14 protein-coding genes and 2 tRNA genes are annotated in these 14,795 nt (G+C 39.9%); 7 read left to right on the forward strand and 9 right to left on the reverse strand.

Annotated features, from left to right (window positions below; genetic code table 11):
- The first annotated feature begins 423 nt into the window (after nucleotides 1-423).
- Nucleotides 424-2,631, forward strand: a complete 2,208-nt coding sequence (locus ACEW8U_RS02025) for a radical SAM protein (protein WP_373520367.1) — start codon at nucleotides 424-426, stop codon at nucleotides 2,629-2,631.
- Nucleotides 2,632-2,665: 34 nt separating this feature from the next.
- On the opposite strand, the gene ACEW8U_RS02030 is transcribed toward ACEW8U_RS02025, so the two are convergent.
- The 3 genes from ACEW8U_RS02030 to ACEW8U_RS02040 form a co-directional block, all read right to left on the reverse strand.
- On the reverse strand, nucleotides 2,666-2,800 hold the full coding sequence (locus ACEW8U_RS02030) for a hypothetical protein (RefSeq protein WP_373520368.1): 135 nt from the start codon (nucleotides 2,798-2,800) through the stop codon (nucleotides 2,666-2,668).
- A gap of 126 nt (nucleotides 2,801-2,926) precedes the next feature.
- Nucleotides 2,927-2,998 (reverse strand) — tRNA-Glu (locus tag ACEW8U_RS02035).
- 42 nt (nucleotides 2,999-3,040) lie between these two features.
- Nucleotides 3,041-3,112 (reverse strand) — tRNA-Glu (locus tag ACEW8U_RS02040).
- A 195-nt stretch (nucleotides 3,113-3,307) separates the two neighbouring features.
- Between ACEW8U_RS02040 and gap the strand changes: the two genes are divergently transcribed.
- A complete protein-coding gene (gap, locus tag ACEW8U_RS02045) occupies nucleotides 3,308-4,303 on the forward strand; it encodes a type I glyceraldehyde-3-phosphate dehydrogenase (protein WP_373520369.1) in 996 nt (331 codons plus the stop codon).
- A gap of 121 nt (nucleotides 4,304-4,424) precedes the next feature.
- Here gap and ACEW8U_RS02050 read toward each other — a convergent pair whose 3' ends face one another.
- The 4 genes from ACEW8U_RS02050 to ACEW8U_RS02065 all read right to left on the reverse strand — a co-directional run bounded on the left by ACEW8U_RS02050 (nucleotide 4,425) and on the right by ACEW8U_RS02065 (nucleotide 7,889).
- Nucleotides 4,425-4,784 (reverse strand): hypothetical protein, encoded by a 360-nt coding sequence (locus tag ACEW8U_RS02050; protein WP_373520370.1) that lies wholly within the window; start codon nucleotides 4,782-4,784, stop codon nucleotides 4,425-4,427.
- Nucleotides 4,785-4,788: 4 nt separating this feature from the next.
- Nucleotides 4,789-5,997 (reverse strand): NAD(P)/FAD-dependent oxidoreductase, encoded by a 1,209-nt coding sequence (locus ACEW8U_RS02055; protein WP_373520379.1) that lies wholly within the window; start codon nucleotides 5,995-5,997, stop codon nucleotides 4,789-4,791.
- 12 nt (nucleotides 5,998-6,009) lie between these two features.
- The gene (locus ACEW8U_RS02060; RefSeq protein ID WP_373520371.1) at nucleotides 6,010-7,557 is read right to left on the reverse strand and encodes a helicase HerA-like domain-containing protein; all 1,548 of its coding nucleotides are present in this window, start codon (nucleotides 7,555-7,557) and stop codon (nucleotides 6,010-6,012) included.
- A 95-nt stretch (nucleotides 7,558-7,652) separates the two neighbouring features.
- On the reverse strand, nucleotides 7,653-7,889 hold the full coding sequence (locus tag ACEW8U_RS02065; protein ID WP_373520380.1) for a DUF4332 domain-containing protein: 237 nt from the start codon (nucleotides 7,887-7,889) through the stop codon (nucleotides 7,653-7,655).
- A gap of 67 nt (nucleotides 7,890-7,956) precedes the next feature.
- Here ACEW8U_RS02065 and ACEW8U_RS02070 point away from each other — a divergent pair, with 67 nt between their 5' ends.
- Nucleotides 7,957-8,724, forward strand: a complete 768-nt coding sequence (locus ACEW8U_RS02070; RefSeq protein WP_373520372.1) for a molecular chaperone DnaJ — start codon at nucleotides 7,957-7,959, stop codon at nucleotides 8,722-8,724.
- A gap of 152 nt (nucleotides 8,725-8,876) precedes the next feature.
- Here ACEW8U_RS02070 and ACEW8U_RS02075 read toward each other — a convergent pair whose 3' ends face one another.
- Nucleotides 8,877-9,482: a tetratricopeptide repeat protein gene (locus ACEW8U_RS02075; protein ID WP_373520373.1), complete on the reverse strand. Its 606-nt coding sequence runs from the start codon at nucleotides 9,480-9,482 to the stop codon at nucleotides 8,877-8,879.
- Between the two features lie 18 nt (nucleotides 9,483-9,500).
- Nucleotides 9,501-10,319, reverse strand: a complete 819-nt coding sequence (locus ACEW8U_RS02080; protein WP_373520374.1) for a 2,3,4,5-tetrahydropyridine-2,6-dicarboxylate N-succinyltransferase — start codon at nucleotides 10,317-10,319, stop codon at nucleotides 9,501-9,503.
- Between the two features lie 30 nt (nucleotides 10,320-10,349).
- Between ACEW8U_RS02080 and ACEW8U_RS02085 the strand changes: the two genes are divergently transcribed.
- From ACEW8U_RS02085 to mnmE, 4 genes are all read left to right on the forward strand, one after another.
- The gene (locus tag ACEW8U_RS02085) at nucleotides 10,350-11,468 is read left to right on the forward strand and encodes a hypothetical protein (protein ID WP_373520375.1); all 1,119 of its coding nucleotides are present in this window, start codon (nucleotides 10,350-10,352) and stop codon (nucleotides 11,466-11,468) included.
- Between the two features lie 477 nt (nucleotides 11,469-11,945).
- Entirely contained in the window at nucleotides 11,946-12,608 is a 663-nt protein-coding gene (locus tag ACEW8U_RS02090; protein ID WP_373520376.1) for a metal-dependent transcriptional regulator, read from the forward strand.
- Nucleotides 12,609-12,944: 336 nt separating this feature from the next.
- Nucleotides 12,945-13,394: a thioredoxin family protein gene (locus ACEW8U_RS02095; protein ID WP_373520377.1), complete on the forward strand. Its 450-nt coding sequence runs from the start codon at nucleotides 12,945-12,947 to the stop codon at nucleotides 13,392-13,394.
- Nucleotides 13,395-13,397: 3 nt separating this feature from the next.
- Nucleotides 13,398-14,780, forward strand: a complete 1,383-nt coding sequence (mnmE, locus tag ACEW8U_RS02100) for a tRNA uridine-5-carboxymethylaminomethyl(34) synthesis GTPase MnmE (RefSeq protein WP_373520378.1) — start codon at nucleotides 13,398-13,400, stop codon at nucleotides 14,778-14,780.
- Nucleotides 14,781-14,795: the final 15 nt, after the last annotated feature.

Here is a 14,795-nt window from a genome sequence, read left to right on the forward strand (position 1 = left end):
TTTTATTCTTAAAGTTAACTTTATCCACACTTATCAACAAGTTACCAGTCTCCCCCCAGACCCCCCTCAATGTTGATAACTATAACCATATATCTTAGAAAATTACTATTTTGTAAATCTAAAGGACGTAGGAAGGGTCTCATGAGGTGCTGTAAATGATAGATATAAACATATATTGAACCTCTGGAGATCCCTCGTGCCTCGGGATGACGGGTAACCTGATGTCATTACCTATTTTGAACATATACAAAATGTTGTAAACTCGGAATGACTGGTAACCAAATGTTATAACCCATCCTGAACATTTTCAAAATGTTAATGGCTCGCAATGATAAGACCCAAAACATTCGGTAACGACAAATTCCTTGAATCCATAATGGTTATCCCTAAAAATTGTCGAAATTTGAGGTAAATTACTTTCCTGTGCCGAAGTCCATTCTTTTAATCACTCCCCCATTTACCCAACTGAATACTCCCTATCCTGCGACGGCTTATATCAAAGGTTATCTGAATACCATCGGCAAAACATCCGATCAATCAGATTTAGGGATAAAAGTCATTCTGAGAATTTTTTCAAAAAAAGGTTTAAGTAAAGTATTTCAATCTATTGATAATGAAAATCTTATAAATTCATCTAAAAATAGTCAAAGGATAGTTAAACTTCAAAGCGACTACCTACATACCATAGATCCTGTCATCAAATTCCTACAATTTGAAAATCCTACATTGGCATATAATATCTGTGATGGGGATTTTCTGCCACAGGCTTCCAGGTTTGATCAATTGGATGATATGGATTGGGCTTTTGGTACAATGGGGATACAGGACAAAGCGAGGCATTTGGCAACACTCTATTTGGAAGATTTGGGGGATTTGATTCAGGAGGTGTTGGATCCTTTTTTTGGGTTCAGCCGATATGCCGAAAGATTGGGCCGATCAGCGGTTTCTTTCGATCCATTAGCCAAAGCTTTGGAAGAACCACTTTCATTCACAGACCAATTTCTAATTGAAGAGTTGGAATTACTCATAGAGAGGACCGATCCTTATTTAGTCTGTATGTCTGTTCCTTTTCCGGGAAATCTGTATGGGGCTTTACGCTGCGGTCAATACATCAAGTCCAAGTTTCCACAAATTAAAATTGCCATGGGAGGTGGATACCCAAATACAGAACTTCGGTCAATCAAAGAGCCACGTGTTTTCCAATACCTGGATTATATTACCCTAGATGATGGAGAAAGACCTTTGACCTGTTTATTGGAGTATTTGGATGGCAAAAGAGAACTACATCAACTCAAAAGAACATTTGCGTTCTTGGACGGACATGTAACTTACCTCAATGGTGCAAAAGAAAGTGATGTTCCCTTCAGTAAAACCGGTACGCCTGATTATTCGGGATTGCCGCTACACCAATACCTATCAGTCATAGAAATAGCCAATCCCATGCACCGACTATGGTCTGATGGGAGATGGAATAAATTGACCATGGCCCACGGCTGTTATTGGAAGAAATGCTCCTTTTGTGATGTGACGCTGGATTACATCAAAAATTATGAACCCGTCAGTGCCACACTGATATGTGACAGGATAGAAGAATTGATTTTGCAAACTGGTGAAACAGGATTTCACTTTGTAGATGAGGCCGCCCCTCCTGCCCTGATGCGGGAAGTCGCCATTGAAATTCTGAGGAGAAACCTAAAAATCACATGGTGGACCAATATCCGGTTTGAGGAAAGGTTTACCTATGACCTTTGCAGATTGCTCAAATCATCGGGATGCATTGCCGTGTCAGGCGGTTTAGAGGTTGCCTCCGACCGTTTGTTGAAAATGATGCAGAAAGGTGTCACCGTTTCCCAAGTAGCGCAGGTTGCCCATAATTTTACCGAATCGGGCATCATGGTTCACGCCTACTTGATGTATGGTTTCCCGACCCAGACTGCTCAAGAGACCATTGACAGCCTGGAAATGGTCAGGCAATTGTTCATGCACAATGTCCTTCAATCCGGTTTCTGGCATTTGTTTGCCATGACTGCCCATGCACCTATTGGAGTTGATCCAGGTGCATTTAGAGTTGTTAGGACAGGCCCTGAACAAGGTCTCTTTGCAGAAAATGACCTAAGCCACGATGACCCCGAGGGTGCCGATCATGAATTGTTCAGCGAAGGCTTGAAAAAGGCATTGTTCAATTACATGCATGGAATATGTTTTGATTTCAAGCTTCAGGAGTGGTTTGATTTTAAAGTGCCCCGTCCATCAGTTTCTTCAAATTTTATTTTTAATGCCATTCAAAATGAAACAGAAATTATTTTGAAACCCAATGCAAAGATGGTCTGGCTAGGGAATACTCCTGAGTTGGTTCATGAAGCTTTTGTAAGCAAAAAAGGGAATAAGATAGAAACTTGGAAATTGGTCATTGAAAACAAAAATCATCGGGACGAGATTGTGGTCGGGAAAGAAGATGGCAAATGGCTTGAAGGGATTATTAGAGAACTATCGCCTATACCTGATAAAAAGGAAATGACCTTTGGAGTTTTTGAAGAAGAATATGGGAAGGCGGGTTTCGGAGATTTTGAACGTTTTTTAGGCTCGAAGATTTGGAGCACGCTTTTGGAGTATGGTTTGGTGCTGGTTTAATTGAAAAATTAGAAATTTGGAGATAGTCTCGGCATTAGATTTTCCACCACTCTTCCATTTCCTTTTTGAGTTCTTCATAGGTTGTAAATTCCCCCTCATCAATTTCTTTTTCAGCTTCATCGAGTTCAAGATTGTATTGCTCAATGCTTATTGGCTCTTCGTTTTCCATTCCTGAATAAATAAAAAAACCCGAACTAAAAGCCCGGGTTTTTCAATACTCACTTTAACCACTAACAACCATAAAACAAATTCATCATGCTAAGCAATCCGAAAGATGAAAATCATCCATTTGTCGTAGTCGATACGGGAATCGAACCCGTGTTTTATCCGTGAAAGGGATACGTCCTAACCCCTAGACGAATCGACCATTTTTCAAAAATAAAACACTGAATTTCTTCAGTGTCCTGAGTAGTCGGTACGGGAATCGAACCCGTGTTTTATCCGTGAAAGGGATACGTCCTAACCCCTAGACGAACCGACCATTTTTGGTATGGGGGACCACTTTTTCAAATGGTGATGCAAATATAGAGGGTTAAATTCATAATGCAAAACCTGACCAAAAAATATTTGGTCTACGCTTTCAAAACCTTGAAAGTAAGCCTTAAAAATAATTTTAGTCATTGACAGACATCTTTATTATTTTCGCCAACTGATAAAAGAAGACATACCAACCCCCATGAGAAATAAGCGAGTGGCCATCAATGGATGTGGCAGAATCGGTAGATTGACCTTGAAGCTTTTGCTTGAAAAAGAAGGTATCGATCTAATAGCCATCAATGACCTCACAGATCCCCATACCCTTGCCCATTTGATCCAATACGATTCCATTCACGGCAAATATCCTTATCCAATTACTGTATATGAAGGTGACCTTAAAGTTAAGGGACGGACCATCAAAGTATTTGCAGAAAAAGACCCTGAAAAAATTCCCTGGGCTGATTTGGACATCGATATTGTATTGGAATCCACAGGAAGGTTTACAGAAAAGGCTCTCGCAGAAGGGCACATCAAAGCTGGGGCAAAGAAGGTCATCATCACTGCGCCATCTAAAGATAAAGAAGTCCCCACGGTAGTCTTGGGCGTCAATGAGGAAGTCCTTCAAGAAGAACATGATATTATCTCTAATGCATCCTGTACTACAAACTGTCTCGCTCCAATGCTGAAAATCATGGAAGCGCATTTCGGTATTGTAAAAGGATTTATGTCGACTGTACATTCCTACACCAATGACCAAAACCTTCATGATGCACCACATAGAGATCTAAGGAGGGCGAGGGCTGCGGCATATTCCATAATCCCCACTACCACCAATGCTGCCAAAGCGATGGAATTGGTGCTACCTCACCTGAAAGGTAAAATTGAAGCTTCTGCCATGCGGGTACCTGTTCCCGATGGATCCCTGACAGATTTGATTTTATTGTTGAAAAAGGAAACAAGCACAGAAGAAGTCAATGCTGTTTTCAAGGAAGAATCCCTTGCTTCTCTAAAAGGTATTGTGGAATATATTGAAGCTCCGATTGTTTCCATCGATATCATCGGAAATCCCCACTCATGCATTTTTGATGCAGGACTGACTTCGGCAAAAGGAAACCTGGTTAAGATTGTAGGTTGGTATGACAATGAAGCCGGCTACTCTAACCGCCTAGTGGACTTGATTCTAAAAATGAGATAGCTTGTTTTCAATTACCCATTATTCCAACATCCGTTAAGTCCAAATTAATTCACGGATTAAAATTTAAAAATACCGAACTTCGGTCACCGGTCATCGGACATCCAACATCCACCTTCTATTCTCACTCCCCATCCACATTCAAACTAAGACTAACCTGGTCAATGGCATCCTGAACAGCATCCAAAAACCCATCAAGATGCTCTAAAAAATCTTCATTAAAACCAAATTCCGTCAAGATATCTTTGCCTTCCTGAAGGACTTTTTCCAATTTGTTGATTTCAAACATTGAAAGTGCTGGTTTGACCTTATGTCTGATCTGTGAAATAATTTCCATATCCTTCAATTCAGCACCTTCCAGATATTTCTCCTTCAGTTCGGTTAAAGATTTAAAAAGCGCACTGACCAATTCTGCTCTGAAATCAGCATCACCTTCAGCCATTTCATCTATCTTTTCAAAGTTGATGGGATAATTATTGAGCATTTTTTTATTGTTGATTTGCACTCATTCCTGCCAAATATCCGGTACTCCAAGCTGCCTGAAAATTGAACCCTCCGGTAATACCGTCGATATTCAATACTTCACCTGCAAAGAATAAACCATCAGTCAATTTGCTTTCCATTGTTTCTGGATTTACTTGGGCTAATTCAACTCCACCCGCGGTTACAAACTCCTCTTTAAAAGTGGTTTTACCTTCGATGTGGACAATATAGCAAAAAAGATTTTGAACTAGTTTATGATTATGTTTTTTTGGCAAATTTTGCCAAATAATGTCAGGTTCAATTTCTGATTTTTCAGTGAGATGTTCCCAAAGCCTTGAAGGCAAAGAGAACAAAGGATTGGTTACAACTTTCTTCTTTGGATGTTTGATTCTGAAATCAGATAGATGTTCAAGGATTTCATTTTCTGAAAATGACGCAACCCACCGGATATGCGCATTAGTATTGTAATCCTTCTCATTTAACCAAGCTGCTCCAAAAGCAGATAATTTCAATACAGCAGGACCACTGATTCCCCAATGTGTAATCAATAACGGCCCCCTGTAGGACAGTTTGGTACTTTCCAACTTTACCATTGCATCAGGTACAGCAATCCCCATCAACTTTTTGATCGGTTCATTTGGGGTATTGAATGTAAACAAGGAAGGTATCGGTGGAGCTATGCTGTAACCCAGATTTTTGATAAAGTTGAATCCCTCCAATTTTGGACTCCCACCCGAACAAACAATCAATTTATCAAAATAAAGCTGTCTTTCTTTAGAGCTGATTTTGAACCTCCCCTCCTCTTTTTGAATTTCATCAACAGGAAAGTTGAGGATTATTTTGACACCGCATTTCAAGGCACTGTCTTCTAATGCATCAACGATTGTCTGGGAACTATCTGTAACTGGAAACATCCGACCATCTTGCTCCACTTTTAGTTCAGCCCCTTTGGATTGGAACCAGGTAATGGTATCTTTCACCGCAAAATGCCTGAATACTTTCTTCAAGAACTTTTCTCCCCTAGGGTAATTTTTGGACAAATTGGAAATTTCATAAGCAGCATGAGTCACATTACATCTACCTCCTCCCGAGATCTTCACTTTGGATAAAGATTTTGAGGTTTTTTCAATGAGGGTAACCAACCCTCCATTTTGAGCTGCATGGATAGCGGCAAAATACCCCGCGGCCCCGGCCCCAATTACTCCTATTGAAATCTTATCCACAAATTATCTCCTTTTCTTTCCGGTAACCGAACCCATAATACCCCTAGTTAACTCTCTAAAAATCGTCCTTCCCAATTGCCTTACCATGGTATTTTTACTTAGGTCATCAAAGATACTTGTTTCCTTTGGTGTCCTGCTCTGGGATCGGGTATTAGTACTTACAGGTGATTGCTTTTGTTGTTGGGCTGCAGCCTCTTCGGCAGCAGTTATTTTCTGATCCAAAATTTCAAATGCACTTTTCCTATCGATGTTCACATTGTACTTTTTGACCAGGAAAGATTGGGACACCAAATGATCAATCTCATCATTGGAAAGAATATCCATTCTGGAAATTGGCGCTCTCAATAAGGTATGGACCAAAGGGGTAGGAATTCCCTTTTCATTCAGCACTGTAACCAAAGCCTCTCCTATTCCCATGGAAGTCAATACCTCTGATGTTTTATAGAAAGTGGATAATGGGTAATTTTCAGCTGTTTTGGTGATTGCTTTCCTGTCCTTTGCGGTAAAAGCCCTGAGGGAATGTTGAATTTTTAATCCCAATTGCCCGAGTACATTATCCGGAACATCTGTTGGGCTCTGTGTACAGAAAAAGACCCCTACTCCTTTGGATCGGATCAATTTAACTATGGCTTCAATTTTGTCTATCAGGTCTTTGGAAGCATTGGAAAATACCAAATGTGCCTCATCGATAAACAAACATAATTTAGGTTTATCCGAATCTCCCTGTTCTGGAAATGTCTCATATATTTCAGATAACAGACTCAGCATAAAAGTGGAGAACAGTTTTGGCCTGTTTTGAATATCGGTCAAACGGATAATGGATACAACTCCTTTTCCGTCCACAGTCCTTACAAAATCATCTACCTCGAATGAAAGTTCTCCAAAGAAATTTTCCGCTCCTTGCTGCTCGAGTTCAATGATTTTCCGCATAATGGTGTTGACCGTGGCGGGTGACACGGCACCATATTCTTTTGTTATTTCAGTTTTTCCTTCGTTGATCACATATTGAAGCACTTTCTTTAGATCTCTCAGGTCCAATAGCGGAAGATGATGGGTATCACAGTATCTGAATACCAAAGCAATGACTCCCCTTTGTGTATCATTGAGTTCTAAAATTTGGGAAATCAACACTGGCCCAAATTCAGAAACCGTTGCCTTCAATTTTACTCCTTTTTCATCGCTGATCGACATCAATTCCACCGGCAATCCATTGGGTTGATATGCTACCCCGATCAAATTACTCCTTTTTTCAATAAATGGACTCAAAGTACCGGCTTTAGCCATACCGGACAAATCTCCTTTTAAGTCCATCAAAACTGAGGGTACACCGTTCAATGAAAGTTGCTCAGCGATGACCTGTAGGGTTTTGGTCTTCCCTGTACCCGTAGCTCCTGCAATCAGTCCATGTCGGTTAAAAGTCTTTAGGGGAACTTTAATTTGTGAATTAGGAATAGGTTCACTTTCAAGTATACCAGTGCCTAGAATAATGGAATCACCTTTAAAAGTGTAACCCAGTTGAATATGCTTTTTGAATTCTTCAGATTTGCTCATAGTAAAAATTGATAGTTAAAATTATTTTGGCTAAAATAAAAAAACCTGAACACAGTTTTTAAGCATTCAGGTTTTTTAATATAGCGGAATTTTGTTTAACGAGTCACTACAGGTTCCAAATGTTTGGCCTGATTGATAAAATCTTCCACTTGAGAAAGTGCTGGTACCACCCTAGTCAATTTTTTAGTCTCGTTAGTTTCTGTTAGGACTTTATGGAGATTTTTAGGATTTCTTGTTCGAAGTTCCTTAACGGTATCCATTCCGGTGGCTTTGAGTAATTCCGCAAACTGACTGGCTATTCCACTTATTCTAAAAAGGTCAGCCAGCTGTATTTTTTGTCATTGTTTTATTGATGAAAGCTTTTTACTTTGCCAAGGATTAAAACCCGAATATTTCTTAATGATTGATTCCTCTTATACAAAACATTTTCTGACCAATTTTAGAATTTCCCTAATAGGATGCTTTCTTTTTTTTCTTTGGAGCATTGACGGCTTTTCCCAAGTAAGACCTAATTTGGGTGGTTCATCCCGTATGATGAACAATGCCATGACCGAAATGGAAAAGGGCGATTTTGAAAAAGCTAATTCCTATTTCCGACAAATCGTAGAAAATAATCTTCCCATACCGCCCGAAATGCCATACTTCTTTGCAGAGACTTTATTTGAGTTGGGTCAGTTTGACAACAGTTCGGTTTTTTTGGAAAAGTACTTGGAGATCAATGGTCATCAGGGAGATAATTATGAATCAGCAATTGCCCTTCAAACCAAGCTCAAAGCACCATTGGATGCCATTGCTGCCTGCAGATTCTGTAATCCAAGCGGCTACCGTTACGAAGATTGTCCTACCTGTAATGGGACCAGACAATTGGAGCAGACTTGTGCATTTTGCAAGGGAAGAGGATTGGTAGGTTGTAACAATTGTATGGGAAGGGGACTGACCACTAAAAGAAACATCTTCAACATCGTAGAATATCATGAATGTAATAAATGTGGCGGAGATGGCAGGTTGGGATGTCCTCGTTGTGACGGATATTTAAAAGAGTTTTCAGACTGCCGTACATGTCAAGGTCAGGGCCGCTTACTTTCCGAGGAAATTTGCAACCATCAACCCGAACCTAGAAGTATGTCTCAAAAGTATGAACGTTTGAAGCAGGTGGCCGGGCATTGATGGGTATTTTAGATCTTAGATTTTAGATTTGAGAATCACTCAGATTTGAGAAATAAAATTTAAAAATCAGAACGCAATTTTGACAATTGTAAAATCTATGAAGAGGACGGATTGAACCTCAATCTAAAATCTACCTTCTAAAATCTAAAATCCTATTTACAATACTTATCCCTCGCCTCTTCAGCAATCGAGACATTCAGTCTGATAGCAAGTCCTAAATCCTCGCATCCTGATTTTTTCTTTTCCGTAGCGATTTTCAACATCCCCCTATAATAATATGCTTGTCCAAAATCTTTGTCCATTTTGATTGCAGCACTGTACTCTCTCATTGCTTCTAGGGTATTACCAATCTGATGTAATGCTCTTCCTTTCATAAAATATGCCATGGCAGGAGCTCCAGGTACCTCAACTGCATAATCTGCATAAAGTAAAGCTGAGTTATGGTTTTTTTGCTTTTGATAGATATTGGATAGGCTGAGCATTACTTGAATATTTTTGGTATCCTGATTCAAGGCTGCCAAAAAATCTTTTTCTGCTTGGGAATAGTTACCCAATTCCTCATAGGAACGACCTCGGTTATACAATGCCTTTATATCTTTAGGCTTGGCAGCCAAAAAACTATCGTATGCTTTAATGGCTTCCTCATATTTTCCCTGACTGAAAAGTACATCACCTCTATTCGATCCACCCGAGGAGCAGGATCCCAAAGTCAATATAATGCCTATTAGGGCGGCAAAACCCAGATTCAATACTTTCATTATTTATTTTTAAAATTTTTAAACAGCAACGTTATTTTCTCTTAGCGCTTCATTAAGGGAAGTTTTGAGATCTGTAGATGCTTTTCTTTGACCAATGATCAATGCACAAGGAACCTGAAATTCTCCAGCATTAAATTTTTTTGTAAGTGACCCAGGAATAACAACTGACCTTGGTGGCACGTAACCTTTATACTCTTTTGGTTCTGATCCGGTTACATCAATGATTTTAGAGCTCGCTGTCAATGTGACCCCAGCCCCAATTACTGCTTCTTTTCCAATATGAACACCCTCAACTATGATGGCCCTTGAACCAATGAAAGCACCATCCTCGACAATTACAGGTGCAGCCTGTATGGGTTCCAAAACACCGCCAATACCAACTCCCCCACTTAAATGAACATTTTTTCCGATTTGGGCACATGAACCCACCGTGGCCCAAGTGTCAACCATCGTGCCACTGTCCACATATGCGCCAATGTTTACATAACTAGGCATCATGACTACACCACTTGCCAAATATGCTCCATATCTTGCCACAGCATGAGGAACAACCCGAACACCTTGTTTGGCATAATTTGATTTTAAAGCCATTTTATCATGGAATTCAAAAGGCCCCACTTCTATGGTCCTCATTTTTTGGATCGGAAAATACAAAATCACAGCTTTCTTAACCCACTCATTTACCTGCCAAGAACCATCTATTAAAGGCTCTGCAACCCTTAACCTACCACTGTCCAATTCAGCAATCACGGTTTTTATCGCAATTTCCACATCTTTTTCTTTTAACAATTCCCTGTTTTCCCAGGCATTTTCAATAATCGACTTCAATAATTCCATATTTTTGACCGAAAGAATTTAAAATTGTTTATGCTGCTTTCCAAAATTGCGATTGCTTCTGTTCTCAAACCTTTAAAAGACCCTAGGGCCTATTATAGATTTGGACTTTCATTGCGTGAAACAAATAAATACCAGATTAACATCATAGGATTTTCCACAAAAAATGAAACCTATGAAAAAAATATAAAGTTCACTACGCTTTTTTGCAAAAAAAGAAACCATTATTCGAGGTTGTTTGTGAATCTGAAATTGTTAAGTATACTTTTTAAGGACACACCCAAAGTCATCATTATTACCACTTTCGAATTATTACCGGCAGGAATGCTTTGTAAATTATTTCTGAAAACAAAGCTGATCTATGACATTCAGGAAAATCATTTATTGAATCTCCAAGAAAACAAAACCCAATCAGGCATCAAAAAAACCCTTGCCCAGTTATTGGTAAATATTATTGAATTTAGTTCAAAGCCGTTTATAGACCATTACTTTTTTGCGGAATCTTGTTACCAAGATGAGTTTTCGGAATTCAAACCTTTTACTGTTTTAGAAAACAAATTCTTCGGAAATAATTGTCCTATTGCTCCCATTTATAATGTTATCGGTCACCAATACCGGTTTCTGATTTCAGGCACATTGACGAAGGTCTATGGGGTTTTAGAAGGGATTGAATGGTTCAAAAAGATTAATGAGGTTTATCCTGAAACCACTCTTCATATCATTGGGCATGCTACCCTACCTGAATATCAGTATCAGATAGAAAACAAGATGGGCCACCCTGCCATTACTGGTGAATCCAGCCCCTTTCCAATACCATATTCAGATATTTTAAAAGCCTATCATCATGCCGATATCATATTGATGCCATATTACCAAATATCCAGCATCCAGCCCAAAATCCCCAGTAAGCTGTTTGAATGTTTTGCCCTTTTAAAACCCTGCCTATTCTCTCCCAATCCAAAATGGAAATCACTGTCTGACCCTTATCCGGCAGGAATGGAAGTCAATTTTAAGGACCTTTCAAATGCAAAGGAAAATTTTCAGACTTTTTTAAAGCAACAATATTATACTGTAATACCTGGACAAGAGGTATTATGGAAAAGTCAGGAAGAGGATTTTTTGAAGATGATTGATAAGTTGGTTTCAAATTAAGCACTTGAATTTATTTGAGACTATTATGAGTGGAACACTCACGTTGGCGAAGCCTCGAGAAGCCAAGGCAATATTTAATACTTTAGAATACTTTTTCAGAATCAAATGTGTCGTTTGCTTCTTCTTGGCATTTCGAACGTAGAGAGAAATCTATCCAGCCTTTCGGTTTACAAGCTCTCCCCCTTCATTATCCAAAATAAAAGTTATCCACCACCATACCCTTTAGGAAACTGAATTGGCCAACAAGAAAACTCTAATAACTGCTTCCATCTACCTGATTTAAAGTAATAGTTTTTGATATAAGAATTTGACAAACAATTAATTGAGATATTATTAATGCATGACTAATCTTTATTTTAGACAAACCTAAAAACCAGATCACAATTCAAATTGAGTTATCCACAGGTCTTTTAGTCTCTATGAAATTATTTTTTAGTATAACCTAAATTTCTATATTTGCCATTGAAAAGATAAGATATGAATCCCCTCACCTACGCTGAAGAAAATTACCTGAAAGCCATATATCACCTCTCGGAGGGTGGGAAAAAAGGCGTTTCCACCAATGACATTTCCGGTGAAATGAAAACCAAACCTGCCTCCGTCTCTGACATGTTACGGAAATTGGGTGACAAAGCCGTGATCGAATACCGTAAATATTATGGGGTCCATATCACAGAAGCAGGTAAAAAACTGGCACTCCAAACCATCAGAAAACATCGATTATGGGAAGTGTTTTTGGTGGAGAAACTGAAATTCTCCTGGGACGAAGTCCATGAGGTAGCCGATGAACTCGAACATATCAAATCAAGGATCCTGATCCAGAGGTTGGATGAGTACTTAGGCTTCCCCAAATTTGATCCTCACGGTGACCCTATCCCGGATGAATATGGTGATGTCCGCTCCCGCCCAAGATTACCTCTCAATGAACTTGACCTCCATGCCACTGGTCAAATAGTCGCCGTCAAAGACAGCAGCGCTGCCTTCTTGAGGTACCTTGACAAAGTCGGTGCCTATATCGGGGCCAGGATCAAAATCACAGACATGGTAGAATTTGACGGTTCCATCGAAATCCTCGTAGACAACAAAAAATCCATCTTCATGTCCAAGGATGTGGCGGGCAACATATTGGTGATGCAGTGAAGGTTGGAAGGATGAAGGATTGAGGGTAGATTTTAGATTGTAGATTTGGGAAGGATTATGTCCGATGTCCGATGACAGATGACCGATGTTGGGGCGGACTAGGAATAAAAGGAGGTACAATGTACCAAGTACAAAGAAAGAGTTAGAGTAAAATCCAGCTTCTTGATCCCCTCCCCCCTCAAGAAGCAAGATTTTTTTCTCGCATCTCACTTCTCGTTTCTCGGCTCTCGTTTCTCGCTTCTTATGTCTTATGTCTCAAATCTCACGTCTTTTCCCACCAATTGAACTACAAATCAAAACAACTCGTTAAATTTGAATATTAAAAAATCAGATACTATGAAAAAGTTATTTGGCGCAATGCTTATCACCCTTATGAGTTTTCAACTCAGCTTGGCGCAGGATAAAATTAATTGGCTGACTTTCGAGGAAGCGGCTGCCAAGGCTAATGAAAGTCCAAAAATGGTGTTTGTGGATGTCTATACAGATTGGTGCGGTTGGTGCAAAAAGATGGACAAAGATACTTTCTCCGATCCTAAAGTGATTGAATACATCAACACCAATTTCTATGCGGTAAAAATGAATGCCGAAAGCACCAAGAAGACTTTCCAATTCAAAGGCAAAGAATATACCGAGGCTACCATGGCCCGGGCGATGAGGGTCACCTCCTACCCTAACTTTATCATCATGGATGCTGCCATGGAAAACATCACACAATTACCCGGTTACAGATTGCCCGACCCATTTCTGGAAGGCCTAAGTGGCTTGGTCGGTAAATTCTCAAAATAATTTATGTCCTTTTCCCTTCACGAAAAAGAAGATACCATAGTGGCATTGGCTACCCCACAGGGAGTCGGTGCCATTGCTGTTATCAGGCTGTCAGGTAAAAATGCCATTAAGATTACCAATGAAGTTTTCAAAGGGAAAAATCTCGAAACACAAAAATCCCATACCATACACTTTGGTACCATCCGAGATGTGAATAGAATTATAGACGAAGTCCTTGTTTCTATTTTTATTGCCCCAAAATCCTTTACCAAAGAAAATGTGGTGGAAATTTCCACCCATGGTTCCTCATACATCGTCAATCAGGTCATCAAACTCTTGATCCGAAAAGGTGCAAGACCTGCCAAACCGGGAGAGTTTACCCAAAGGGCTTTCCTTAACGGTCAATTTGACCTTGCCCAAGCAGAGGCAGTTGCAGACCTAATTCATTCAGATTCCGAAACTTCCCATCAGGCTGCTATCAATCAGATGCGGGGCGGGTTTAGTGGAGAAATTTCCAAGCTTCGTGGCGAATTGATACACTTTGCCTCCATGATCGAACTGGAACTGGATTTTGGTGAGGAAGATGTGGAATTTGCCAGCAGAAATGACCTCAGGGTATTGGTGGAGAAGTTACTACGTGAAGTAGAGCAATTGATCTTGAGCTTTGACTTGGGCAATGTGATCAAAAACGGGGTACCAACCGTCATCGCAGGAAAACCCAATGCCGGCAAGTCCACCCTACTCAATGCCCTCTTGAATGAGGAAAAAGCCATCGTCTCCGAAATTGCCGGAACGACCCGTGATTTTATAGAAGATGAGATCAATATTGGTGGAGTGATTTTTAGGTTTATCGATACTGCAGGTTTGAGGGAGACCACTGATACTATCGAAGCCATTGGGGTCAGCCGAACCCAAGAGAAGATGAAGACCGCATCTCTGATTCTTTATCTTTTTGATTTGGGTGACACAGACATGGTCGAGATCAGTCGGGATATCAATAAACTGGAAAACCTTGGCGTTCCTTTCCTTAAAGTAGCCAATAAGATCGATAAGGCTGGGTCATTGTTTATCAGTGATTTAAAAGAAAAACATCCTGATACTATTTTTATTTCAGCGGGACAAAAAGAAAACCTTGATCTCCTCAAAAACCGGATAATGGAACTGGTCAACCTCGACAAATTCCGCACCGGAAACACCATCGTCACCAATATCCGACACTACGATTCCCTGGTCAAAACCCGTCAGTCATTATTGGATGTACTTTCAGGATTGGACAATCAGATTACGAACGATTTTCTGGCCATGGATATCAGGAGGTCTTTGCATTATCTTGGGGAGATTACAGGGGAGATTACAACGGATGATTTGTTGGCGAATATTTTTAGTAAGTTTTGTATCGGGAAGTAATTATCAGAAGTGAAT

The organism is Aquiflexum sp., assembly GCF_041751335.1.
Taxonomy (GTDB): domain Bacteria; phylum Bacteroidota; class Bacteroidia; order Cytophagales; family Cyclobacteriaceae; genus Aquiflexum.